The 24,328-nt window shown below is 73.1% G+C and carries 16 protein-coding genes and 1 CRISPR repeat array; of the genes, 9 read left to right on the top strand and 7 right to left on the bottom strand.

What is annotated here, in order from left to right; all coding sequences use genetic code 11:
* The first annotated feature begins 562 nt into the window (after nt 1-562).
* From ppdK to IE286_RS10575, 4 genes are all read left to right on the top strand, one after another.
* Nucleotides 563-3,310 (top strand): pyruvate, phosphate dikinase, encoded by a 2,748-nt coding sequence (ppdK, locus tag IE286_RS10590; RefSeq protein ID WP_372462497.1) that lies wholly within the window; start codon nt 563-565, stop codon nt 3,308-3,310.
* A gap of 374 nt (nt 3,311-3,684) precedes the next feature.
* Nucleotides 3,685-4,947 carry an ABC transporter substrate-binding protein gene (locus IE286_RS10585; protein WP_189796381.1) on the top strand — a complete coding sequence of 421 codons (1,263 nt, stop codon included), beginning with the start codon at nt 3,685-3,687 and terminating at the stop codon, nt 4,945-4,947.
* Nucleotides 4,948-5,036: 89 nt separating this feature from the next.
* Nucleotides 5,037-5,921, top strand: coding sequence for a carbohydrate ABC transporter permease (locus IE286_RS10580; protein ID WP_189796461.1), 885 nt, complete (start codon nt 5,037-5,039; stop codon nt 5,919-5,921).
* Entirely contained in the window at nt 5,914-6,747 is an 834-nt protein-coding gene (locus IE286_RS10575; RefSeq protein ID WP_189796380.1) for a carbohydrate ABC transporter permease, read from the top strand. The genes IE286_RS10580 and IE286_RS10575 overlap by 8 nt, the downstream gene beginning before the upstream one ends.
* Before the next feature lie 81 nt (nt 6,748-6,828).
* Here IE286_RS10575 and nirD read toward each other — a convergent pair whose 3' ends face one another.
* From nirD to IE286_RS10550, 5 genes are all read right to left on the bottom strand, one after another.
* A complete protein-coding gene (gene nirD, locus IE286_RS10570; protein WP_189796379.1) occupies nt 6,829-7,179 on the bottom strand; it encodes a nitrite reductase small subunit NirD in 351 nt (116 codons plus the stop codon).
* Nucleotides 7,176-9,794, bottom strand: a complete 2,619-nt coding sequence (gene nirB, locus IE286_RS10565; RefSeq protein ID WP_189796378.1) for a nitrite reductase large subunit NirB — start codon at nt 9,792-9,794, stop codon at nt 7,176-7,178. The genes nirD and nirB overlap by 4 nt, the downstream gene beginning before the upstream one ends.
* Nucleotides 9,795-11,159 carry an NAD(P)/FAD-dependent oxidoreductase gene (locus IE286_RS10560; RefSeq protein WP_229862272.1) on the bottom strand — a complete coding sequence of 455 codons (1,365 nt, stop codon included), beginning with the start codon at nt 11,157-11,159 and terminating at the stop codon, nt 9,795-9,797.
* A gap of 344 nt (nt 11,160-11,503) precedes the next feature.
* On the bottom strand, nt 11,504-12,130 hold the full coding sequence (locus tag IE286_RS10555) for a class F sortase (protein ID WP_189796377.1): 627 nt from the start codon (nt 12,128-12,130) through the stop codon (nt 11,504-11,506).
* 153 nt (nt 12,131-12,283) lie between these two features.
* A complete protein-coding gene (locus IE286_RS10550) occupies nt 12,284-12,868 on the bottom strand; it encodes a GVDTG sorting domain-containing protein (protein WP_189796376.1) in 585 nt (194 codons plus the stop codon).
* A gap of 553 nt (nt 12,869-13,421) precedes the next feature.
* Here IE286_RS10550 and IE286_RS10545 point away from each other — a divergent pair.
* Nucleotides 13,422-13,826, top strand: a complete 405-nt coding sequence (locus IE286_RS10545; RefSeq protein ID WP_189796459.1) for a gamma-glutamylcyclotransferase family protein — start codon at nt 13,422-13,424, stop codon at nt 13,824-13,826.
* 41 nt (nt 13,827-13,867) lie between these two features.
* Here the strand turns inward: IE286_RS10545 and IE286_RS10540 are convergent, their stop codons facing one another.
* Together IE286_RS10540 and IE286_RS10535 are read right to left on the bottom strand one after the other, a co-directional pair.
* Nucleotides 13,868-14,698, bottom strand: a complete 831-nt coding sequence (locus tag IE286_RS10540) for an arylamine N-acetyltransferase family protein (protein ID WP_189796375.1) — start codon at nt 14,696-14,698, stop codon at nt 13,868-13,870.
* A 94-nt stretch (nt 14,699-14,792) separates the two neighbouring features.
* Nucleotides 14,793-16,946 (bottom strand): molybdopterin oxidoreductase family protein, encoded by a 2,154-nt coding sequence (locus IE286_RS10535; RefSeq protein ID WP_189796374.1) that lies wholly within the window; start codon nt 16,944-16,946, stop codon nt 14,793-14,795.
* Nucleotides 16,947-17,236: 290 nt separating this feature from the next.
* Nucleotides 17,237-18,241: direct repeats of the CRISPR family, unit length 29 nt; unit sequence CTGCTCCCCGCGCACGCGGGGATGGACCC.
* A 95-nt stretch (nt 18,242-18,336) separates the two neighbouring features.
* Here IE286_RS10535 and IE286_RS10530 point away from each other — a divergent pair.
* The 4 genes from IE286_RS10530 (at nt 18,337) to dnaG (ending at nt 24,294) form a co-directional block, all read left to right on the top strand.
* On the top strand, nt 18,337-19,170 hold the full coding sequence (locus IE286_RS10530; RefSeq protein ID WP_189796373.1) for a sirohydrochlorin chelatase: 834 nt from the start codon (nt 18,337-18,339) through the stop codon (nt 19,168-19,170).
* A gap of 163 nt (nt 19,171-19,333) precedes the next feature.
* Nucleotides 19,334-20,680 carry a deoxyguanosinetriphosphate triphosphohydrolase gene (locus IE286_RS10525; protein WP_189796372.1) on the top strand — a complete coding sequence of 449 codons (1,347 nt, stop codon included), beginning with the start codon at nt 19,334-19,336 and terminating at the stop codon, nt 20,678-20,680.
* Between the two features lie 266 nt (nt 20,681-20,946).
* Nucleotides 20,947-22,212, top strand: a complete 1,266-nt coding sequence (locus tag IE286_RS10520) for an NAD(P)/FAD-dependent oxidoreductase (RefSeq protein WP_189796371.1) — start codon at nt 20,947-20,949, stop codon at nt 22,210-22,212.
* 159 nt (nt 22,213-22,371) lie between these two features.
* Complete coding sequence (gene dnaG, locus IE286_RS10515) at nt 22,372-24,294, top strand: DNA primase (protein WP_189796370.1); 1,923 nt, start codon at nt 22,372-22,374, stop codon at nt 24,292-24,294.
* Nucleotides 24,295-24,328: the final 34 nt, after the last annotated feature.

The raw sequence follows: 24,328 nt of genomic DNA, 5'->3' as shown, positions 1-24,328 counted from the left end.
AGCGCGCGTGGTCGCCGTGCCCGGCCGCGGGCGTTCGGCGACCGATGGCCGCCGTGCGGCGGACCGCGTTCCGCGGGCGAACCGTCTCCCGTGCCGCCGGTGGCCGCAGCCGTGCGGCCGGACCCGTCCGAGGGGTGCCGCCGGGCCGGCCCGTGAGGCCACCGGAAGCCGTCGGGAGCCGTCCGCATGGTGAAATCCGGCGGGCTGTGGCAGCGTGATTCTCGCCACCCTTGATAGGAGGAGTGCTCAGATGAGCGAATCATGTCCGGCTGCACTTCTCCAATGGGTGGCACTGAGTGTCACGCTCTGATCGTTCATCGATCGAATACCAATCGTGCCGGGAGGTGCTCAAATGAGCATAGGAGTTGTCGTGGGGCAGGCGAGTACGTTCGAGAAGTGAAGACGCTGCGTCTCGGTGGCGCATCGCGCCAAGACTTTCGATCCGCTGGCGGACGAGTGGTTACGGCCTCCAGACCTCCTTGTGAGCCTCCCCAGACGCCTTCGATCTGGGTATGTTCCTCGCCGTCAGGGCAGCCACCGCGTCCTCGAGGAGTCGAGACCCGTGTCGGAAAACAAAGATCTCCACGGCACCGCGCCGGGCCGTCGTGTTGAGGACGTGAAGTTCGTCTACGACTTCACGGAGGGCAACAAGGACCTCAAGGACCTTCTCGGCGGAAAAGGCGCGAACCTCGCCGAAATGACCCGGCTGGGTCTCCCGGTCCCGCCCGGGTTCACCATCACCACCGAGGCCTGCAAGGTCTACCTGGCCACCGGCGAGGAGCCGGCGGCACTGCGTGACGAGGTGAGTGCGCACCTCGCCGCCCTCGAGGAGACGATGGGCAAGAAGCTGGGCCAGCCCGACAACCCCCTGCTGGTGTCGGTGCGGTCCGGGGCCAAGTTCTCCATGCCGGGCATGATGGACACCGTCCTCAACATCGGCCTGTCCGACGCGTCGGTGGAGGGCCTGGCCCGGCAGGCCGGCGACGAGCGGTTCGCCTGGGACTCCTACCGCCGGCTCATCCAGATGTTCGGCAAGACCGTCCTCGGCGTCGACGGCGACCTGTTCGAGGAGGCCCTCGACGCCGCCAAGGCCGCCAAGAAGGTCACGGTCGACACCGACCTGGACGCCGAGGACCTGAAGAAGCTGGTCACCGCCTTCAAGACGATCGTCGAGAAGGAGACCGGCCGGGCCTTCCCGCAGGACCCGCGCGAGCAGATGGACCTCGCGATCAGGGCGGTCTTCGAGTCCTGGAACGGCGAGCGCGCCAAGCTCTACCGCCGCCAGGAACGCATCCCGCACGACCTGGGCACCGCCGTCAACGTCTGCTCCATGGTCTTCGGCAACCTCGGCCCGGACTCCGGCACCGGCGTCGCCTTCACCCGTGACCCCGCCTCCGGCCAGCAGGGCGTCTACGGCGACTACCTGCAGAACGCGCAGGGCGAGGACGTCGTCGCCGGCATCCGCAACACCGTGCCGCTCGCCGAGCTGGAGCGCATCGACAAGGCGTCGTACGACCAGCTCCTGCGGATCATGGAGATCCTGGAGAACCACTACAAGGATCTGTGCGACATCGAGTTCACCATCGAGCGCGGCAAGCTGTGGATGCTGCAGACCCGCGTCGGCAAGCGCACCGCCGGGGCCGCCTTCCGCATCGCCACCCAGCTGGTCGACCAGGGCCTGATCGACGAGGCCGAGGCCCTGCAGCGGGTCACCGGCGCCCAGCTCGCCCAGCTGATGTTCCCGCGCTTCGACGAGAAGGCGAAGGTCCGGCAGGTCGCCCGGGGCATCGCCGCCTCGCCGGGCGCGGCGGTCGGCAAGGCGGTCTTCGACTCCTACACCGCCGTCAAGTGGTCCCGGTCCGGGGAGAAGGTCATCCTGGTGCGCCGCGAGACCAACCCCGACGACCTGGACGGCATGATCGCCGCCGAGGGCATCCTGACCAGCCGCGGCGGCAAGACCTCCCACGCGGCCGTGGTCGCCCGCGGCATGGGCAAGACCTGTGTGTGCGGCGCGGAGGAGCTGGAGGTCGACACCAAGCGGCGCCGCATGACCGTGCCCGGAGGGCAGGTCGTCGAGGAGGGCGACGTCATCTCCATCGACGGCTCCACCGGCAAGGTCTACCTGGGCGAGGTCCCGGTGGTGCCCTCCCCGGTCGTGGAGTACTTCGAGGGGCGGATGCACCCCGGTGCCGACGACGCCGACGAGCTGGTCGAGGCCGTGCACCGGATGATGTCCTTCGCCGACCGCAAGCGCCGGCTGCGGGTGCGGGCCAACGCCGACAACGCCGAGGACGCGCTGCGCGCCCGCCGGTTCGGCGCCCAGGGCATCGGCCTGTGCCGCACCGAGCACATGTTCCTCGGCGACCGGCGCGAGCTGGTGGAGCGGCTGATCCTGGCCGACACCGAGGAGGAGCGGGACGCGTCCCTGAAGGCCCTGCTGCCGCTGCAGAAGCAGGACTTCGTGGAGCTCTTCGAGGCGATGGACGGCCTGCCGGTGACGATCCGTCTGCTGGACCCGCCGCTGCACGAGTTCCTGCCCGACATCACCGAGCTGTCGGTGCGGGTGGCGCTCGCCGAGGCCCGGCAGGAGCCGCACGAGAACGAGCTGCGGCTGCTGCAGGCCGTGCACCGGCTGCACGAGCAGAACCCGATGCTGGGCCTGCGCGGCGTACGGCTCGGCCTGGTGGTGCCCGGCCTGTTCTCCATGCAGGTCCGGGCCATCGCCGAGGCCGCCGCGGAACGCAAGGCCGCCCAGGGCGACCCGCGCGCGGAGATCATGATCCCGCTGGTGGGCACCGTCCAGGAGCTGGAGATCGTCCGCGAGGAGGCCGACCGGGTCGTCGCCGAGGTGGAGGCCGCCACCGGCACGAAGCTCAGCCTGCCGATCGGCACCATGATCGAGCTGCCGCGGGCCGCGCTCACCGCCGGGCAGATCGCGGAGGCCGCGGAGTTCTTCTCCTTCGGCACCAACGACCTGACCCAGACGGTGTGGGGCTTCAGCCGCGACGACGTGGAGGCCAGCTTCTTCACCGCCTACCTGGAGAAGGGCATCTTCGGCGTCTCCCCGTTCGAGACGATCGACAAGGACGGCGTCGGCTCCCTGGTGAAGGCCGCCGTCGAGGCCGGCCGCGCCACCCGCCCCGACCTCAAGCTCGGCGTGTGCGGCGAGCACGGCGGCGACCCGGAGTCCGTCCACTTCTTCCACGAGGCGGGCCTGGACTACGTCTCCTGCTCCCCGTTCCGCATCCCCGTGGCCCGGCTGGAGGCCGGCCGCGCGGCCTGCCAGGCGGAGGGCAGCGACCACCGGTAGAAGGGCAGCGGCCACCGGCAGAGGCCGGGGCGGCGGCCGACACCGGCACAACCCCGGGATCCGCGGCGCGGTCCCCGACCCTCAGAACCGATTGCGGCGAGGATCCCGGCACCCAGGAAAGAGGGGGCGGCACCCTGTGCGGGGGTGCCGCCCCCGCCCCGTGCCGGGTCCCCGGCCACGGCACGCGGGCCGGCGCTCCCGGGGCACGCGGACTGGCGCGAAGCGCCCTTCGACCGCTACACACTGCCGCAACGTGGCTGTCGTCATCCCGGTGCATGCTCGATCGTCGGGCCGTGCACCGCGGGTGCACGACGCGGCACGCACAACGACGTGCCGGCACGTGTGGAGACGAGGACGACGTCAGGGGGCGCACCATGACCATCAGCCGCAGAGCACTGCTCGCCGCCGCGGCGGCCGCGGGCGGAGGCCTGCTCGCCGCCTGCGGCAGCAACACCGGCCGCGGGGACAGCGGCGGCGGATCGGGTCCGGCGCTGTCGCACTGGTACCACCAGTACGGCGAGGCGGGCACCGAACAGGCGGTGAAGCGGTACGCCGCCGCGTACAAGAAGGCACGCGTCACCGTCCAGTGGCGGCCGGGCAATTACGACCAGCAGACCGCCGCCGCCCTGCTCACCGACTCCGGTCCCGACGTCTTCGAGGTCAACGGCCCCAGCCTGGACCAGATCCAGGGCGGCCAGGTCGTCGACCTCACCGGCCTGCTGGACGGGGTGGAGGACGACTACAACCCCGTGGTGCTCACCCCGAAGCAGCACGACGGCAAGACCTGGGCGATCCCGCAGGTCATCGACATGCAGATGCTCTACTACCGCAAGAGCCTGCTGCGCGACGCCGGTGTGGAGCCGCCCACCACCCTCGACGCGCTCGTCGACGCCGCGCTGAAGCTCACCACCCGCAAGGTCAAGGGCCTGTTCCTGGGCAACGACGGCGGCGCCGGCGTCCTCGGCGGCACCCCGCTGTACGCCGCCGGGCTCCGGCTCGTCACCGAGGACGGCACGGTCGGCTTCGACGACCCCGCCGCCGCCCGCACCCTCGGCAAGCTCCGCCGGCTCTACGCCGGCAAGTCCCTGCTGCTCGGCGCCCCCGCCGACTGGTCGGACCCCTCCGCGTTCGTCCAGGGCCTGACCGCTATGCAGTGGACCGGGCTGTGGGCGCTGCCCCAGGTGCAACAGGAACTCGGCGACGACTTCGGCGTCCTGCCCTTCCCCGCCGACGGATCCGCCGGCCGGCCCGCCGTGCCCGTCGGCGCCTACGGGGCCGCCGTCAGCGCCCGCAGCCGGCACGTCGACGCAGCCAAGGAGTACGTGAAGTGGCTGTGGGTGGACCGCACCGACTACCAGGAGGACTTCGCGCTCTCCTACGGCTTCCACATTCCGGCCCGGCTGTCGCTGGCGAAGAAGGCCGCCAAGCTGCGGACCGAAGCCGCCGCCGACGCGGTGCGCTTCACCACCGACCACGGCTGGGCCCAGCCCCTGCTGTGGACACCGGCCGCCCAGACCGCCTACCAGGACGCGCTCAGCCGGATCATCAAGGACGGCGCCGACCCGGAGCGCGAGCTGAGGACCGTGGTGCGGAAGGTGTCGGACGAACTGCGGCGGGTGCAGAGGAAGACGACGTGAGCGCTCGCACCGTCGAAGCACCGAGCACGGCCGCACCGGCCGCGGCGAAGCCGGGCCCGGGCGAACGCGCGGTCCACCGGCGCCGCGCCCTGTGGTTCTGGGTGTTCGTCGGGCCGTTCGCGGCCGGGCTCGCGCTGTTCACCTATGTGCCGCTGCTGTGGAGCGTGTGGCTCAGCTTCTTCGACGCCCACAACACCGTCACCCCGACGCACTTCGTCGGCCTGGACAACTACACGGCGATGCTGTCGGACGCCGCCTTCCGCGACAGCCTGCTCACCTTCGCGCTGTTCACGGCGTTCATCGTCCCGGCCACCTATGTGCTGTCCCTGGCGCTCGCCCTGATGGTCAACCGGGTGCGCCGGCTGCGGGCGTTCTTCCGGTCGGTGTTCTTCCTGCCCGCCGCGTGCAGCTATGTCGTCGCCGCCCTGATCTGGAAGATGTCGATCTTCAACGGGGTCCGGTTCGGCCTGGCCAACACCGTCCTGGACCTCTTCGGCGCCGAACCGGTCGCCTGGCTGTCCACCACCGACCCGCCCTGGTACTGGCTGGTCGTGGTCACCGTGCGGCTGTGGCTCCAGGCCGGCTTCTACATGATCCTGTTCCTGGCGGGGCTGCAGCGGATCGACCCGGTGCTGTACGAGGCCGCCGCCGTGGACGGCGCCCGCCCCGGCTGGCAGGTGCTGCGCCACATCACCCTGCCGCAGCTGCGGGCCACCTCGGTGGCGGTGGTGCTGCTGCTCGTCATCAACGCCTTCCAGGCCTTCGACGAGTTCTACAACCTGCTCTCCGACGCGCGCGGCTACCCGCCGTACGCCCGCCCGCCGCTGGTGTACCTGTACTACACCGCGCTCGGCCAGGGGCAGAACCTCGGCCTGGGCAGTGCCGGCGCGGTCATCCTCGCGCTGATCATCGGTGTCGTCACGGTCGGCCAGGCCCGCTGGTTCGGGCTGGGAAGGAGGAACGCGGATGGATGACGCCCTGGTGCGGGCCGGGCGCGCGCTGCGGCTCGTCGTGCTGATCGTGCTCGCCGTGCTGTTCCTGATCCCGTTCTATCTGCTGGTGCGCAACGGCCTGTCCTCCGAGCAGGACATCACCTCGCCCGAGTGGACGCTCTTCCCCTCCGAACTGCACTGGGACAACGTCCGGGAGCTGTTCGAGGACCCCTCCGTGCCCTTCGCCCGCTCCCTGCTCGACTCGGCGCTGATCGCCGTCGCCACCACCGCCGGCACCGTGCTGCTGGCCTCGCTCGCGGGCTACGGGCTCGCCCGCATCCCCTACCGCCACGCCGACACGGTGTTCTACGCCGTCCTCGGCACCCTGATGGTGCCCGCCGCCGTCACCTTCGTGCCCAGCTTCGTGCTGGTGTCCACGCTGGGCTGGATCTCCACCCTGCGCGGACTGATCGTGCCCACCCTGTTCTCGGCGTTCGCCTGTTTCGTCTTCCGCCAGTACTTCCTGGGCTTCCCGCGGGAGCTGGAGGACGCGGCGCAGGTGGACGGGCTCGGCCCGTGGCGGACGTACTGGCGGATCGTCGTGCCCAACGCCCGCCCGGTGTTCGCGGCCGTCGGCACGATCGTGTTCATCGGCGCCTGGAACGCCTTCCTGTGGCCGCTGGTCATCGGGCAGGACCAGAGCGCCTGGACGGTGCAGGTCGCCCTGTCGTCGTTCACCACCGCCCAGGTGGTCCGCCTGCACGAGCTGTTCCTGGCGGCCGCCGTGTCGATCCTGCCGCTGCTGCTGGTCTTCCTGTGCTTCCAGCGGTGGATCGTGGCGGGGGTGGAACGCTCGGGCATCGACTGAGCACCCCGTGCGGCCGTCCCACCGCCGTCCGCCACGGCCGGGCCGGCACCGGAACCCCTCGGCGCCGGCCCGGCGGGGTGGTCACGCCACCCGGACCTGATACGCCGTCACCCGCACGGTCTGGTCGTCCAGGCACTGGCCCGAGATCAGGTCGAACCGCTGCTTGAGCAGGGGCGAGGCGACGAACGGGCGGCCCCGGTGGGTGCCGGTCAGACCGCGGGAGAGGACGGCGGCGCCGGTGAAGGGGTCACGGTTGTCGAGGGCGTACAGGCGGCCCGCACGGTCACGGAAGACGGCCGCCTGCCGGCCGTCCGGCAGCAGCGCCGCCACACCGCGGCCGGGCAGCAGGCTGCCCAGCCCGCACACCGTGAACCACTCGTCGCCGAGCCGGAGCTGCACCGTCGCCTGGGTGGTCTCGACTGCCAGGGTCATCGCTGAGCGCTTCCTTCCAGAACGTCGTCCTCACTACGCCGCAGGCCGATCGACAGCAGCGGCAGGTCGGGCTTCATCTGGTCCCGTTCGGGCACGAAGCCGACGACCGGGTCGGGGGTGCCGGGGGCGTTCACGAACGACACGAACCGGGCCAGTTTCTCCGGGTCCTTCAGGGTCTGAGCCCACTCGTCGCGGTAGTGGGAGACATGCGCGGCCATCAACGACTCCAGCTCGTCGCAGATGCCGAGCGAGTCGTGCACCACCACGTCCCGCACATGGTCCAGGCCGCCCGGGATCCGCTCCAGCCACGCACTGGTGCGCTCCAGACGGTCGGCGGTACGCAGGTAGAACATCAGGAACCGGTCGATCAGGCGCACCAGCTCCGCGTCCGACAGATCCTGCGCCAGCAGGTCGGCGTGGCGCGGCGTGGCGCCGCCGTTGCCGCCGGCGTACAGGTTCCAGCCGCTCGCGGTGGCGATCACCCCGAAGTCCTTCGACCGGGCCTCCGCGCACTCCCGGGCGCAGCCGGAGACGGCCGCCTTCAGCTTGTGCGGGGAGCGCAGCCCCCGGTAGCGCAGCTCCAGGTCGATCGCCATGCGCACCGAGTCCTGCACGCCGTACCGGCACCAGGCGGAGCCGACGCAGGACTTCACCGTGCGCAGCGACTTGCCGTAGGCGTGCCCCGACTCGAACCCGGCGTCCACCAGCCGCGCCCAGATCAGCGGCAGCTGCTCGACCCGGGCGCCGAACATGTCGATGCGCTGACCGCCGGTGATCTTCGTGTAGAGGCCGAAGTCCCGGGCGATCTCCCCGAGGACGATCAGTTTCTCCGGCGCGATCTCACCGCCCGGGATGCGCGGCACCACGGAGTACGAGCCGTTCTTCTGCAGGTTGGCCAGGAAGTGGTCGTTGGTGTCCTGCAGCGCGGCCTGCTCGTCGTCCAGCACGTACCCGCTCGCGCCGATCACCGGGGCCAGCGAGGCGATGATCGAGGCCACCGCCGGCTTGCACACCTCGCAGCCGTCGCCGCCGCGCGCCTCCTCGCGGCCGTAGCGGTCCAGCAGCTCCTGGTACGACGTCAGCCGCAGCGCCAGCACGATCTCGTACAGCTCCTGCCGGGTCTGCGGGAAGCAGCCGCACAGCCCCGTGTCGGCCTCGACACCGCTCGCCGCCAGCTCGGCGTCGACCAGCTGGGTGAGGGCCCTCACGCAGGAGCCGCAGCCGGTGCCGGCCCGGGTGCACTTCTTCACCTCGGGCACCGAGGTGCACCGGTGCTCGGTGACCGCGCCGCGGATCGTGCCCTTGGTGACGTTGTGGCAGGAGCAGATCACCGCGTCGTCGGGCAGGGCCGCCGGGCCGAGCTGCGCCGGGGCGCCCGCACCGGCGGGCAGCACCAGCGACTCGGGGGCGACGGGCGGCACCGTGCCGATCAGCGCCCGCAGCGTGCCGTACGCCTCCGCGTCCCCGACCAGGATGCCGCCGCGCAGCGTGCCGTCCCGGCCGACGACCAGCTTCTTGTACAGGCCCGCCCGCGAGTCGGAGCAGACCACCTCCAGGCAGTCCTCGCCGGTGCCGTGCGCGTCGCCGAAGGAGGCCACGTCCACGCCGAGCAGTTTCAGCTTGGTGGACAGATCGGCGCCGGTGAACGCCGCCGCCGCGTCCCCGGCGAGGGCGGCCGCCGCGGTCTCCGCCTGCTCGTAACCGGGCGCCACCAGCCCGTACACCCGGCCGTCCACCGCCAGCGCGCACTCGCCGATCGCGAACACCCGCGGGTCGGTGACCGTGCGGCACCGCGCGTCGACGGCGATGCCGCCGCGCTCGCCGACCTGGAGGCCGCAGGCCCGGGCCAGCTGGTCGCGCGGGCGGACACCGGCGGAGAAGACCACCATGTCGGTGGCGATCTCCGAGCCGTCCGACAGCCTCATCCCCCGCACCGCGCCGTCGGCGCCGGTGAGGATCTCCTGGGTGCCCGCGCCGGTGTGCACGGCCAGCCCCATGCCCTCGACGGTGCGCAGCAGCGCCGCCCCGCCGCCCTCGTCGACCTGCGCCGGCATCAGCCGCGGCGCGAACTCCACGATGTGCGTCCGCAGCCCGAGCCCCTTCAGGGCCCCGGCCGCCTCCAGCCCCAGCAGGCCGCCGCCGACCACGGCACCCGTGCCGGCCCTGGTCCGCGCGTACTCCTCGATGGCGAGCAGATCGTCGACGGTGCGGTAGACGAAGCAGCCGGTGGCGTCCTTGCCCGGCACCGGCGGCACGAAGGGCACCGAACCGGTGGCCAGCACCAGCGTGTCGTAGCCGACGACCCGCCCGGAGCGGGTGGTGACGGTGCGCCGCTCCCGGTCGATCGTCTCGGCCGGGTCGCCGAGGTGCAGCTCGATCCCGTGGTCGGCGAGGAACCGCGGGTCGGTCAGGGACAGCTCCTCGGGCGTCCGGCCGGAGAAGTACGAGGTGAGCTGGACCCGGTCGTAGGCGGGGCGCGACTCCTCGCCCAGCACGACCACGCGGTGCGTCGCGGTCAGGCCGCGCTCGGCGAGCGCCTCCAGGAAGCGCTGGCCGACCATGCCGTGGCCGACGAGGACGATCGTCGGGGTGTCCGCGCGGGTGTCCGTGGACATTCAGGAGCCTCCAACGGTGGTGAGCAGATGAAGCAGCCCGCCGCCCTCCGCCGGGAGCGGCTCCGCCGACTCCCAGGCCCCAGCGAGCGTGCCGACGGTGCCGAGTTCGCCGACCAGCACCCCGCCCACCAGGCGGTCACCGCGGACGACGACCTTCCGGTAGGTGCCGCGGGTGGCATCGGCGAGCCGCACCACGTCGTCACCGGGCAGCGGGACCGTCTCGCCGAAGGCGGCGACGTCCAGGGCGGCGGGGGAGGGGGCAGCGGTGCCGGTGGGGGTGGGTGCGGGCTCGGTGGCGGTGGCCGGTTCGGTGGTGGCGGCCGGGGTGCCGGGTGCGGTGACGGTGGCGGTGGCCGGTTCGGTGACGGCGGCCGGTCCGCCGGGTGCGGGTGCGGGCGTGGATGCGGTCAGGGTGAGGCGGGTGAGGGAGCGGGTGCCGGTGTAGCCGGTGGTGCGGGTGCCGGAGAGCAGCTGGGCGAGGACACCGGCCTGGTCGAGGGCGGGCACGGCGAGGCCGTAGACGGTGCCGTCGTGCTCGGCGCAGTCCCCGACGGCGTGGATGTGCGGGTCGCCGGTGCGCAGCTCGTCGTCGACGACGATTCCCTGCCGGACGGCGAGCCCGGCCTTCTCGGCGAGCCGGGTGCGCGGGCGCACTCCGCAGGCCAGGACGACCAGATCGGCGTCGAGCGCATAGCCGTCGGCCAGCCGGACCGACCGGACCGCGCCGCCCGGACAGTGCACGTCCCGCACCCGGCACTCGGTGTGCACCTCGACGCCCAGCTCGGTCAGATGCCGCTCGACCAGCGCGGACGCGTCCGGGTCGAGCTGGCGCTCCATGAGCCGTCCGGCCTGCTGGGTGAGGAGCACCTGGGCGCCGCGCACGGCCAGGGCGCGGGCCGCGGACACGCCGAGCAGCCCGCCGCCGACGACCACCGCCCGCACCCCCGGCCGGACGGCCGCGGACATGCGCAGGCAGTCGTCCAGGGTGCGGAAGGCGTGGACGCCCTCGGGTAGCCGGTGGCCGGGGGCGAACAGGCCCGGCAGCGCGGGCAGCACCGGGTTGGAGCCGGTGGCCAGCACGAGCGTGCCGTAGCCGATCGAGGTGCCGTCGGCGCAGTGCACGGTGCGGGCGGCCCGGTCGATCCCGGTGACCCGGCCCCGGACCAGTTCCGCCGGCGCCGGCAGCGCGATCACCTCGGGGCCGTACCGGCCGGCCAGCACCTCGGCGAGCAGCACCCGGTTGTACGGAGGGTGCTCCTCCTCGCCGACGACCAGCGCCTGTGTGCCCAGCTCGGCGAGCCGCCGGGCCAGGGTCACCCCCGCCAGGCCGGCGCCGATCACCACCACGCGCGCGTTCGAGGTCATGCACGGCAGCGTGCGGCGTGGACGTTACCCGGCCGCATCACCTCTGTTTCCCGCGCGGAACGCTGCGCTCAGCGGGACGGGCGCGGGGATGTGAGGGGGCTCGGACCGCGCGGGCGGCCGCTGTGAGGGGCGGCGTGAGGCGTGGCAAGACGAGGGGCGGCGTAAGGCGTGGCGTGACGAGGGACGGTGTGCGGGGCGCGGTGGACGACAGGGACGGTGTGCGGGGCGGTGTGACGAAGGGACGGTGTGCGGGGCGGTGTGACGACAGGGACGGTGTGCGGGGCGGTGTGACGACAGGGACGGTGTGCGGGGCGGTGTGACGACAGGGACGGTGTGACGGGGTGCTACAGCGGCCGGTGGCCGGTCAGGTGGGCGAAGACGACCACGTTGCCCTGGTAGCCGGTGGCCTTGGAGTAGCCGCCGCCGCAGGTGATCACCCGCAGCTCGGGGCGGCTCGCCGCGCCGTACACCTTCTGGTCGGGGAAGTTCTTCGCCTGGTACACCTCCACCGCGTCCACGGTGAAGACGGCGACGCTGCCGTCGCGGCGGTCCACTTCGATGGTGTGGCCCTTCTTCAGGGCGCCGAGGTGGTAGAAGACGGCGGGTCCTTCGGTGTTGTCGACGTGCCCGGCGATGATCGCGGTGCCCGTCTCGCCGGGGGTGGTGCCGCGTTCGTACCAGCCCGCGAGGTTCTTGTCGGCCGCGGGCGGGACGTCGAGGCTGCCGGAGGGGGTGAGGCCGAGGCCCATCAGCGGGGCGTCCACCCGTATCACCGGTATGCGTATCCGGGTGGGCGGGGACGGCGGCAGGGCGGGCGCGGAGAGCTGGTGCCCGCTCGCATCGGGCAGGCCCTCGGCGGCGGTCGGCTGAGGCGGGGCGTGGGTGACGCCGGCGCCGTGCAGCAACCAGGCACCGGCACCGAGGGCGACCGTGCTGACGGCCGCTATCGCCACGTTGTTGACCTTGCGCATGCCAACGCCTCCGCACGACTTCTCGGCACGACGCCCCCTCGCCCGGCCGCGAGGCCGGGGTCCTGCTGTCCCGTCCCCCCTCCGGGCGGTGAGGGGCGTCGCGCCCGGAGGGGAGGGGACCCGCGGTACCGGTGACGGGCCACGGGGCGCCCGTCAGATCCCGTCGCCTCTCGCCCGGCGATGCAGGAGCCAGGTACCGCCCGCGGCGGCGACGGCGAGAGCCGCCACGCCGGCCGCGGTCCGCACGGGGTCGGTGCCCAAGGCGCCACCGACCCCCGTCTTCACACTTCCGTGGGGCTGCACCCGGTCGTGCTGGGCGGCGGTCAGCGTGACCACCAGGTCGCCCTTGGCCCGCCGCCCGCCCTCGGCGCACTGCGCGACGATCTCGTACGTGCCGGGCTGGGCGCTCTCCGGCACCCGGAATTGCCCGATCGCCTCGCCCTCGTGCGCGCTGGGCGCCAGCGGGAACTGCCCCGCGCCGACGGCGCTCGCGTCCCCGGCCGCGACCCCCTTCTCGCCGCACGCCTTGGTGTTCACGCTGACCTGCCCGCCCGGCACCACCGAGGACGGGTAGACGTCCAGCGTGCCCGTGACGGCACCGGCCTCGGCGCGCGGCAGACGGACGGCGGCCGGCCCACCGTCCGCGCCGTGCGCGGGTGCGGCGAGGCCGACGGCGGCGGCGACGGCGAGCGCGGCGCCGGTCACGGCCCCGGCCGTCGGACAGACGGTACGTCGCATCGCTGCTCCTCCGGTCGGTGCTCGCGCGAGCTGTGCGGTGAGGGCACGGACCTGCCGCGGCTGGCGCTCGTGCCGCCGCCGTTCGCGTCCCTGCCCTTCCGAGGTAAGTGGCGTGCGACGGGACCCGCTTGCTGAGGCTGTGTCAGAAATACGGAGAACGGGTGTCGTCCGCGGCCCGCCCCGACCTGTCGCGTCTCGCGTTCGCCCAGGTCAGAGCGGGTGCGCTGGGAGCGTGTCGGGAACCACCCGGAGGGGGCGGGCCGCAGGGGTGACGGAGCGGGGCCGGGGCGAGTGTGCCGGGGCGGCCTGTCGGGGCGGCATGCCTGGGGCCGGCGGTGAGCGCGGGCCTGCGTACGGCCGTGAGGTCGTCGCCGTGGGGTCTTCTGGGTGGGCGGGGAGCAGGGCCCGGGGCGGGCCGGAATCCGGGGTGTGCAGGGACCGGAATCCGGGGTGTGCAGGGAGCGGGAACGGATCCAGAATCGTCCCCGTGACCGGACCCGTCATCCCCGACCCGACCGCCCCCGGCCCGGCCGTCCCCGAACCGTCCGCCGTCCTGCCGTTCTTCGTCTACGGCACCCTCCGCCCGGGCCAGTTCCGCCATGACCTCTTCCTGCGCGGCCGCACCCTGAGCGAGGAACCCGCCCGCCTGCACGGCGCGGTCCTCTACGAGGGCCCCGGCTACCCCTACGCCGTCGAGGAGCCCCAGGGAGTGGTCACCGGCTGCCTGGTCACCGCACGGCCGGAGGCGTACGCGACGCTGCTCGCCGAACTCGACCGGCTGGAGGGATACGCGCCGGGCGACCCGGGCAACCTCTACGAACGGCTGGCCCGCGACATCGAACGCGTATCCGGCGGCACGGTCCGCGCCTGGGTGTACGTGGCCGCCCCGCGCGTCACCGCCCGGCTGCGCGCCCACGGCACACGCATCGCGAGCGGGGACTGGGCGGAGCGCTGTTGACCGGCGTCGTTGACCGGTGCCGCTGACCGGGTCGTCGTTGATCAGCCCAGCAGGGTGAACCCCTCGGGCACGGCGATGCCGAACTCCTCCACCGCCAGGCGCCGGGCCTCCGCCTCGTCGGTGATCTCCCGCTCGGTGACGGTGCCGTCGGCACGGGTCTGCGTGAACCGGGAGCCGTCCAGCGCGAGATGCCGGCCGGGCGTGGTGCGCTGCAGATAGGGACGGTGACTGAAGGGCGAGCGCGGGTTGGTGGCGACGTGCCAGTTGAACACCTCGTAGTCCGGCGCGGTGAACGGCTCCAGCGTGAAGGCGTACTGGCCGGTCCAGTCCGCGGTCCGGTGGTCGTGGGCCTCCAGCACCCACAGCTCCAGCGGCCCGTCGTGCGGCAGCCGCGTCAGCCGGTGCCGCCGCCCGCCGCCCTCGCTCTCCGCGCCGACGGTCAGCGGCATCGGCGTCAGCAGCGCGCCGACCGCACCGAACCCGACGTCCGCCAGATACGGCCGGGGCTCGCCCGGCACCTCCACCCGCAGCATCATGTGCGTCCGGGGCCGGCTCACCGGCGACTCGGCGCCCAGCACCACCCGCCCCGCCAGCCCCGACACCGTGAAGCCCAGTGCCTCCAACGCCAGCCACAGCAGGGTGTTCTGCTCGTAGCAGTACCCGCCGCGAAGGCCGTGGACCAGCTTGGCCATCAGATCCCAGGGAGCCAGCGAGGGCGCCGTGCCGGACACCGCGTCCAGGTTCTCGAAGGGGAAGGCCAGGGCGTGGGCGAGGTGCACTCCGCGCAGCGTCGCGAGATCGGCCCCCCGGCCGCCCTCCCATCCGATACGCCGCAGATAGGCACCGAGGTCGAATGCATCCTGGTCGGACATGCCTCGAACCTACGCCGGAAGGCCGCCCCGGACGTCCCCGGCCCGCCCCGGACGGCTCCCGGCCCGCCCGGCCCGCTCCCGGCCGTACGACGGCTCAGGCGTGGACCCCTCCCCCTGGCCGCTCCCCATCCACCGGCTCCACCCGCACCGCGCACACCTTGAACTCCGGCATCCGCGAGGCCGGGTCGAGGGCCGGGTTGGTCAGGGTGTTCGCGCGGCCCGCGCCGGGCCAGTGGAACGGCATGAACACCGTGTCCGGGCGGATGCCCGCCGAGACTCTGGCCGGGGCCGTCGCCCGCCCGCGCCGCGACACCACCGTCACCGGGTCGCCGTCGGCCGCGCCCAGCCGTGCCGCGAGCCGGGGATGCAGCTCGACGAACGGGCCGGGCGCCGCCGCGTTCAGCTCGTCCACCCGCCGGGTCTGGGCGCCCGACTGGTACTGGGCGAGCACCCGCCCCGTGGTCAGCAGCAGCGGATACTCCTCGTCCGGTTCCTCGGCGCTCGGCCGGTGCGTCACCGGGACGAAACGGGCCCGGCCGTCCTCGGTGGCGAACCGGTCCCGGAACAGCCGCGGGGTGCCCGGATGGACCTCCGCCCGGACATCTGCCGCGGACCCGGTGTCGCCCGTGCCGCCTGGGCGCGCCGGAGCGGGACACGGCCAGAACACCCCGTTCTCCTCCGCCAGCCTGCGGTAGGTGATCCCCGAGTAGTCGGCGGGGCCGCCCGCGCTGGCCCGGCGCAGCTCCTCGAACACCTCCTCCGGATCCGTTGGGAAGCCTTTCTCCACACCGAGCCTGGCCGCCAGCTCGTGCAGCACCTCCAGATCGCTGCGGACGCCCTCGGGCGGGGCCACGGCCCGCCGGCGCAGCAGCACCCTGCCCTCCAGGTTCGTCGTCGTCCCCGTCTCCTCCGCCCACTGCGTCACCGGCAGGACGACGTCCGCCAGTTCCGCCGTCTCCGACAGCACCACGTCGCAGACGGTCAGGAAGTCCAGCGACCGCAGTCGCTCCTCCACCTGTGCGGCGCGCGGCGCCGACACCACCGGGTTGGAGCCCATCACCAGCAGCGTGCGGATGTCCGTGCCGAGGGCGTCCAGCAGTTCGTACGCGCTGCGGCCCGGCCCCGGCAGACTGTCCGGGTCCACGCCCCACACCTCGGCCACGTGCCGGCGCGCCGCCGGGTCGGCCAGCTTGCGGTAGCCGGGCAACTGGTCGGCCTTCTGGCCGTGTTCGCGGCCGCCCTGCCCGTTGCCCTGCCCGGTCAGGCACCCGTACCCGGACAGCGGGCGGCCCGCCCGGCCGGTCGCCAGGCACAGGTTGATCCACGCGCCCACCGTGTCGGTGCCCTTGGCCTGCTGCTCGGGGCCGCGCGCGGTGAGCACCATCGCCGACTCGGGCGCGCAGAACAGCCGCACCGCCTCCCGCAGTTGCGGCACGGGCACCCCGGTGACCCGTTCGACGTACTCCGGCCAGTGCGCCATGGCCGCCGCCCGCGCCTCCTCCCAGCCGGTGGTCCGCTGCCGGATGTACGCCTCGTCGGTGCGCCCCTCGGCGACGACCAGGTGCAGCAGGCCCAGGGCCAGGGCGAGATCGGTGCCGGGCCGGGGCGCCAGATGCAGGTCGGCCTGCTCGGCGGTCCTGGTGCGGCGCGGGTCGACGACGATCAGTGTGCCGCCGTTCTCCCGCAGCTCGGTGAAGTACCGCAGCGCCGGCGGCATCGTCTCCGCCGGGTTGGAACCGACAAGGATCACGCACCCGGTGCGGGCGATGTCCTCCAGCGGGAACGGCAGCCCCCGGTCCAGGCCGAACGCCGTGGTGCCCGCAGCGGCGGCCGACGACATGCAGAACCGCCCGTTGTAGTCGATCTGCGAGGTGCCCAGCACCACCCGCGCGAACTTGCCCAGCGCGTACGCCTTCTCGTTGGTCAGCCCGCCCCCGCCGAACACCGCGCAGGCGTCCGGCCCGTGCTCGCGGCGGGCGCCGTCCAGCGCCCCGGCGATCCGGTCCAGCGCCTCGTCCCAGCCGGCGGGCTCCAGCCGGCCTCCTTTCCGCACCAGTGGCGAGGTCAGCCGCAGCCGGGAGGACAGCAGAGCCGGCGCCGTCCGGCCCTTGGCGCACAGCGCACCACGGTTGACCGGGAAGTCCGCGCGCTCGGCCACCTCCACCCCCGCGTCCGGGCCGGCGGTCAGATTTATCCCGCATTGCAGGGCACAGTACGGGCAGTGCGTGGGCGTAGCGGAAGTCGGCATGCCGCCCAGCCTGCGCGTCGTGTGTTACGTGACCGGACGGCCCCTGTTACACGTCCGGCACGGTGAGCTCTTCGGGGGTGGGGGGTTGTGGTGAGGTGTGCAGCCGACACTCTCGCCCCCTCAGGTTCGGCGACCAGAGCAAACGGCAGACGCCGGTGTGAGGACGACCCTAAGATCGGGGCTCGGATAGGCCTCCATGACGACAATCAGGCGGTGTGTACCTTTTGCCGGACTCGGTGAAACTCATGAAAAACACGGCTCGCGCCTCGTGAACCCGCAGGTCGCGCACTCTGCTCCCCGCGCACGCGGGGATGGACCCGAGGTCTACGACGAGGCGCACCGGCTGTGGGACTGCTCCCCGCGCACGCGGGGATGGACCCGGTGGCTCGTCGAGCACCAATAGCTGAACACGCTGCTCCCCGCGCACGCGGGGATGGACCCGGGACCCCGCAGTACAGGGTAGTGTCGCTTTTCTGCTCCCCGCGCACGCGGGGATGGACCCCCTAGGGCCAAGTCGCCGGTCAGCGGGTGAATCTGCTCCCCGCGCACGCGGGGATGGACCCATGACCCGGATCACCAGCCCGGCAGAGTTCGCCTGCTCCCCGCGCACGCGGGGATGGACCCAGCCCGCGGTCATCGACGAACTCGCCGCCGACCTGCTCCCCGCGCACGCGGGGATGGACCCCGCGCCGAGCGCCCGCGTCACCGCCGCCGTCGCTGCTCCCCGCGCACGCGGGGATGGACCCGGCGAGAATGCGGGACACAGAAGACGAAGACACTGCTCCCCGCGCACGCGGGGATGGACCCCGTACTGGTGGCTATGACTCTGGTGGCTGGCTCTGCTCCCCGCGCACGCGGGGATGGACCCTGCATATCTTCCGCAATCACGTCGCCGTTGTACTGCTCCCCGCGCACGCGGGGATGGACCCTAGATAAATCGTAAATCGTGACAGGAATAAGACTGCTCCCCGCGCACGCGGGGATGGACCCGGTGTCCTCAGCGCGCACGAGCTGAGGCTTCACTGCTCCCCGCGCACGCGGGGATGGACCCGCGTCGACGCTCCCCGTGACGTGGGTCAAGGCCTGCTCCCCGCGCACGCGGGGATGGACCCTCACCGACGCACACCGCGCCGGCTACATGCTCCTGCTCCCCGCGCACGCGGGGATGGACCCGCGAAGTCGAGGCCGCGGGTGTCGAACGTTGCCTGCTCCCCGCGCACGCGGGGATGGACCCCATCCGGCCATCTGGTCAGTGCGTGTGGTCAGCTGCTCCCCGCGCACGCGGGGATGGACCCTCTCACACCCCCCACGCCCCACCCCGTGACCCCCCGGAAAACCCTCGTCACGTCCCCGCAATCACCACGCAACGTCCCGCCGGGAGGATCCCGGTATGACGGTGTCGATCCCTCCGCGCGACGGACACCTGCCCGCCCTGGTCCTGGTGGCGCACGGCAGTCGCGACCCGCGTGCCGTGGTCACCGTGCGGGCGCTGCTGGACCGTGTCCGTGAGCTGCGCCCCGGCCTGCCCGTGCACCTGGGCCACATCGAGCTGAACGAGCCGTTGCTGCCCGACACGCTCGCGCGGCTGGCGGGCACCGATGTCGTCCTGGTGCCGTTGCTGTTCGGCTCCGGTCACCACGTCAAGCGGGACATCCCGCGGATGGCCGCCGCCGCACGGGCCCACGCCCGGGTGGCCGCCCCGCTCGGCCCGCACCCGCTGCTCGTGGAGGCGCTGCACGACCGGCTGACCGAGGCCGGATGGCGGCCGCCGCACGATGCGGACGAGCGCCGCACGAACGCGGTGGTCCTGGCGGCGGCGGGTTCGCGCGATCCGGAGTCGGCGGCCGGCACCCGCCGTACCGCCCGGCTGCTGTCCGCCCGGCTCGGTGCGCCCGTGGTCGCCGCCTACGCCTCCGCCGCCGCGCCGACCGTCCCGGAGGCGGTGCGCGCGCTGACCGCCCGCGGCCGTCACCGCATCGCCGTCGCCTCCTGCTTCGCCGCCCCGGGCCGTTTCGCCGTGCAGTGCGCCGCGGCCGCCCCCGGTGTCGCCGCCGCCCCGCTCGGGGACCACCCGGCCCTGGCCCGTCTGGTCCTGCTCCGCTACGACCAGGTGCTGGCGGCGTCCGAGGGGCACGAGGCGTATGACACGTCCCCGGCCTTCGAGACCTCCGAGGCGTTCGAGCCGGTCGGTGCTCTCTCGCACCCGCCCCTCGCCGTCCCGTGACGCCCACGGCCCGCCTCCAGAGGGCCACCGCCCATGTCCCCGGCGTACACCGGACGCCCCGACCGACACCCCCACCGGAGCCTCACGCAAGGCACCCCCACCGGTGGACACCCCCGCCCCACAACCAAGCGCCCCACCGCCCCGCACCTCGTACTGTCGATGCATGGACGGGATCGCCTCCGCGGCAGCAGCGTCGTCCCACGATCACCTCCCGCCCGCCGGGTACGAGGCGCCGGCGGTGGAGCGGTGGGCGGCCGAACCGGACAAGCGGCCGGGGCGCACGGCCTTCCAGCGTGACCGTGCCCGGGTGCTGCACTCCGCGGCGCTCAGACGGCTGGCGGGCAAGACCCAGGTGGTCACCCCGGGCGAGCCCAGCCAGGCCTGGGATCCGAGCCCGCGCACCCGGCTCACCCACTCCCTGGAGTGCGCCCAGGTCGGCCGGGAACTGGGGGCCGCCCTCGGCTGCGACCCGGACCTGGTGGAGACCGCCTGCCTCTCCCACGACCTGGGGCATCCGCCGTTCGGGCACAACGGCGAGCAGGCGCTGAACGAGTTCGCCGGCGACTGCGGCGGTTTCGAGGGCAACGCCCAGTCGCTGCGGCTGCTCACCCGGCTCGAACCCAAGCGGTTCGTCACCGACCCGGAGTCCGGGGAGCTGGTCAGCGTCGGGCTCAACCTGACGCGGGCCGCGCTGGACGCCGCGACCAAGTACCCGTGGCCGCGCGGTGCCCGCCCCGGCGACCCGCACTCGGCGAAGTTCGGCGTGTACGAGGACGACCGGCCCGTCTTCGACTGGGTGCGCGCCGGGGCGCCCGGCACCCGGACCTGCTTCGAGGCGCAGGTCATGGACTGGTCCGACGACGTGGCGTATTCGGTGCACGACCTGGAGGACGGGCTGCACGCCGGGCACATCGAGCCCGCCTGCCTGCAGGCCGACCTGGAGCGGCAGGAGATCTTCGCGGTGGCCGTCGGGCGGTACGTCCCGGCCGGCACCGACCCCGAGGAGCTGGCCGAGGCACTGGACCGGCTGCTCGCCCAGGAGTGGTGGCCCCACGGCTACGACGGCTCCGCGGTCGCCCAGGCCCGGCTGAAGGACGCCACCAGCCAGCTCATCGGCCGGTTCTGTCTGGCCGCCGAGCACGCCACCCGGGAGGCGTACGGGGGCGGCCGGCTCACCCGGTACGCGGCCGAGCTGGTGGTGCCGCGCGGCATCCGGATGGAGTGCGCCGTCCTCAAGGCCGTCGCCGACCTGTACGTGATGCAGCGCGACGAGCAGGAACGGCTGCGCGCCCGGCAGCGGGTCGTCGTCCTGGAGCTGGCCGACGCGCTGACCGCACGCGCGCCGGAGGGGCTGGACCCGCAGTTCCGCGCCCTGTTCCGGCAGGCCGGCGACGACCGGGCGCGCAAGCGTGTCGTCGTCGACCAGATCGCCTCCCTCACCGACGCCTCGGCCCGCCGGCTGCACGCACGGCTCACCGGCCGGCCGGGCGGGCGGCCAGGGCGTCCTTGAAGGCGTCCTTGACAGCGTCCATGACAGCGTCCCTGACGGCGTCCATGAAACCGCCACCGAAACCGTCCCGGACACTGACAGCGCGCTTATCCGCAGCCGTGATACCCGTGAAGGGCGCCGTGATCGGTGCGCCGGACGCGCCCCGGAAGCGTGATCGACGGGTCCTTGTGTGACCCTCTGTGGCCTGATCGGGCCACTCCCTCTTCCCGCATCACGCTCCGTGCGGGACGCTCGCATGGGGCGGCACCCTGACGAGGAGGCAACACGTGGTCGACGCGGATCAGACATTCGTCATCGTCGGAGGTGGTCTGGCCGGCGCCAAGGCGGCCGAGACCCTTCGCGCGGAGGGCTTCAGCGGCCGCGTCATCCTCATCTGCGACGAGCGGGACCATCCCTACGAGCGTCCGCCGCTGTCCAAAGGGTTCCTCCTCGGCAAGGAGACACGCGACAAGGCCCTCGTCCACGAGCCCGCCTGGTACGCGCAGAACGACATCGAACTGCACCTCGGGCAGACCGTCGACGCCATCGACCGCGCCGCGAAGACCGTCCACTACGGCGACGACGGCACGTACATCCGCTACGACAAACTGCTGCTGGCCACCGGCGCCGAACCGCGCCGCCTGGACGTCCCCGGCACCGGCCTGGCCGGCGTGCACCACCTGCGCCGCCTCGCCCACGCCGAACGCCTGCGCAACGTCCTGACCCACCTCGGGCGGGACAACGGGCACCTGGTGATCGCGGGCGCCGGCTGGATCGGCCTGGAGGTCGCCGCCGCGGCCCGCTCCTACGGCGCCGAGGTCACCGTGGTCGAGCAGGCCCCCACCCCGCTGTACGGGGTGCTCGGGCCCGAGCTGGGGCAGCTGTTCACCGAGCTGCACCGCGAGCGGGGCGTCCGGTTCCACTTCGGGGCCCGCATCACCGAGATCGTCGGCCAGGACGGGATGGTGCTGGCCGCCCGCACCGACGACGGCGAGGAGCACCCCTGCCACGACGTGCTGGCCGCGATCGGCGCCGCACCGCGGGTCGCGCTCGCCGAGGCGGCCGGGCTGGAACTGGCGGACGCGGCCCACGGCGGCGGCATCGCCGTGGACGAGCGGCTGCGCACCTGTGACCCCGACATCTACGCCGCCGGTGACGTGGCCTGCTTCCCGCACGCCCTGTTCGGCACCCGGCTGCGCGTGGAGCACTGGGCCAACGCCCTCAACGGCGGCCCGGCCGCGGCCCGCGCGATGCTCGGCCGGGACGTCGTCCACGACCGCCTGCCCTACTTCTTCTCCGACCAGTACGACCTGGGCATGGAGTACAGCGGATGGGCGCCGCCGGGCTCCTACGACCAGGTGGTGATCCGCGGGGACGCCGGGAAGCGCGAGTTTCTCGCGTTCTGGGTGAAGGAGGGCCGGGTGCTGGCCGGGATGAACGTGAACGTGTGGGACGTCACGGACCCCGTCCAGCGGCTGATCCGCAGCCGGGCCCAGGTCGACACCGAGGCCCTGGCGGACCCGCACGTGCCGCTGGACAGCCTTCTGCCCTGAAGCCTTCTCTGGAGCCCTCTCCCCGAAGGGCGTGCCGGTGAAGGCCCTGGTCCCCGGGGGTGACCGGACGCTGACCGGGCACTGACCGGGCGGCGTCCGCGTCCCGGCCGGGGCCCCGCGCGCACCGGGGCCCTCACCGCACCCCCGTAGAATTCACGCGTGGCAGGACGGATCAAGGACGAGGACGTGAAGGCGGTTCGGGACGCCATCCCGATCGACGCCGTGGTGTCCGAGTACCTCCAGCTGCGCAACGCGGGCGGGGGCAACCTGAAGGGCCTGTGCCCGTTCCACGACGAGAAGACGCCGTCCTTCCAGGTCAGCCCCAGCAAGGGGCTGTTCCACTGCTTCGGCTGCCAGGAGGGCGGCGACACCATCACGTTCGTGATGAAGATCGACCACCTCTCCTTCTCCGAGGCGGTCGAGCGGCTGGCCGCCCAGGCCGGCATCACGCTGCGCTACGAGGAGGGCGGGTACAACCCGGCCCAGCAGCGCGGCGAACGGATCCGCCTGATCGAGGCGCACAAACTGGCCGCCGAGTGGTACGCCGAGCAGCTGGCGACCTCCCCGGAGGCCGAGGCCGGCCGGGTCTTCCTCGCCGAGCGCGGCTTCGACCAGGCCGCAGCCGTCCACTTCGGCGTCGGCTACAGCCCGCAGGGCTGGGACCACCTCACCCGCTTCCTGCGCGGCAAGGGCTTCAGCGACAAGGAACTGATCGTCTCCGGCCTGGCCCAGGAGGGCCGCCGCGGCCCCATCGACCGCTTCCGCGGCCGCCTGATGTGGCCGATCCGCGACATCGGCGGCGAGGTCGTCGGTTTCGGCGCGCGCAAACTGTACGAGGCCGACACCGGCCCGAAGTACCTGAACACGCCGGAGACGCCGATCTACCGCAAGTCCCAGGTGCTGTACGGCATCGACCTGGCGAAGAAGGAGATCGCCAAGACCAGCCGGGCCGTCGTCGTCGAGGGCTACACCGACGTCATGGCCTGCCACCTGGCCGGGGTGCGCACCGCGATCGCCACCTGCGGCACCGCCTTCGGCGGCGAGCACATCAAGATCCTGCGCCGGCTGCTGATGGACAACGGCTCGGCCCGGGTGATCTTCACCTTCGACGGGGACGCGGCCGGGCAGAAGGCGGCCCTGCGGGCCTTCGAGGACGACCAGAAGTTCGCCGCCGAGACCTACATCGCCATCGCGCCCGACGGCATGGACCCGTGCGAGCTGCGCCTGGCCAAGGGCGACGAGGCCGTCGTCGACCTGGTCGAGCCGCGCACCCCGCTGTTCGAGTTCGCGCTGCGCCAGATCGTCTCCCGCTACGACCTGGACACCCCGGCCGGCCGGGCCGCCGCCCTGGACGAGGCCGCGCCGGTCGTCGCCCGGATCAAGAACAGCGGCGCCCAGCACGAGGTCGCCGTCCAGCTCGCCGGTCTGCTCGGCATCCTCGACACCCAGTTCGTGGTCCGGCGGGTGGCGCAGCTGGCCCGCTGGGCCCGCGAGCGCGGCGGCCGCCTGCCCGCGCCGGAGAGACGGCCCGCCGCTCCGCGGCCCGCCTGGGCCGGACAGGCCCGGCCCGTGCCGCGCGGCCCGGCGCTGCACCTGCGCAACCCCGTCCACGCCACCGAGCGTGAGCTGCTGAAACTCGCGCTGCAACGCCCCGAGCTGGTCTCCCCGGCCTTCGACGCCTACGGGGTGGACGAGTTCACCGCCGCCCCGTACGCGGCCGTCCGCCAGGCCATCGCCGACGCCGGCGGCGCCGAGGACGGTGTGGCCGACCCGCAGGACTATCTGATCCGGGTCCGCGAGGCGGCCCCCGACGACCAGGTGCGGGCCATGGTGACCGAGCTGGCCGTCGAACCGCTCAAGATGCACCGGGGCGCGAGGGAGGTGGACGAGATCTACGCCGGCGACCAGTTGGTCACCGTCCGCCGCCGCGCCGTCGAACGCCGCGTCCGCGACCTGCAGAGCGCGGTGGCCCGCCTGTCCCACGGCGGCGACCCGGCCCAGCTCGCTGCCGTGCAGAACGAACTGTGGGTGCTGCAGCAGTACGACCAGGCACTGCGGGAGCGGGGAGCACAGGCCCTGTAGCGCCCCGGCGTCCGGGCGCCGCCCGGCCCTGTGC

This window comes from Streptomyces thermodiastaticus (genome assembly GCF_014656135.1).
In the GTDB taxonomy this organism is placed as follows: Bacteria; Actinomycetota; Actinomycetes; order Streptomycetales; family Streptomycetaceae; genus Streptomyces; species Streptomyces thermodiastaticus.
The sequence above is the reverse complement of the archived record's forward strand: the minus strand, read 5'-3'. Positions and strand labels throughout refer to the sequence as shown.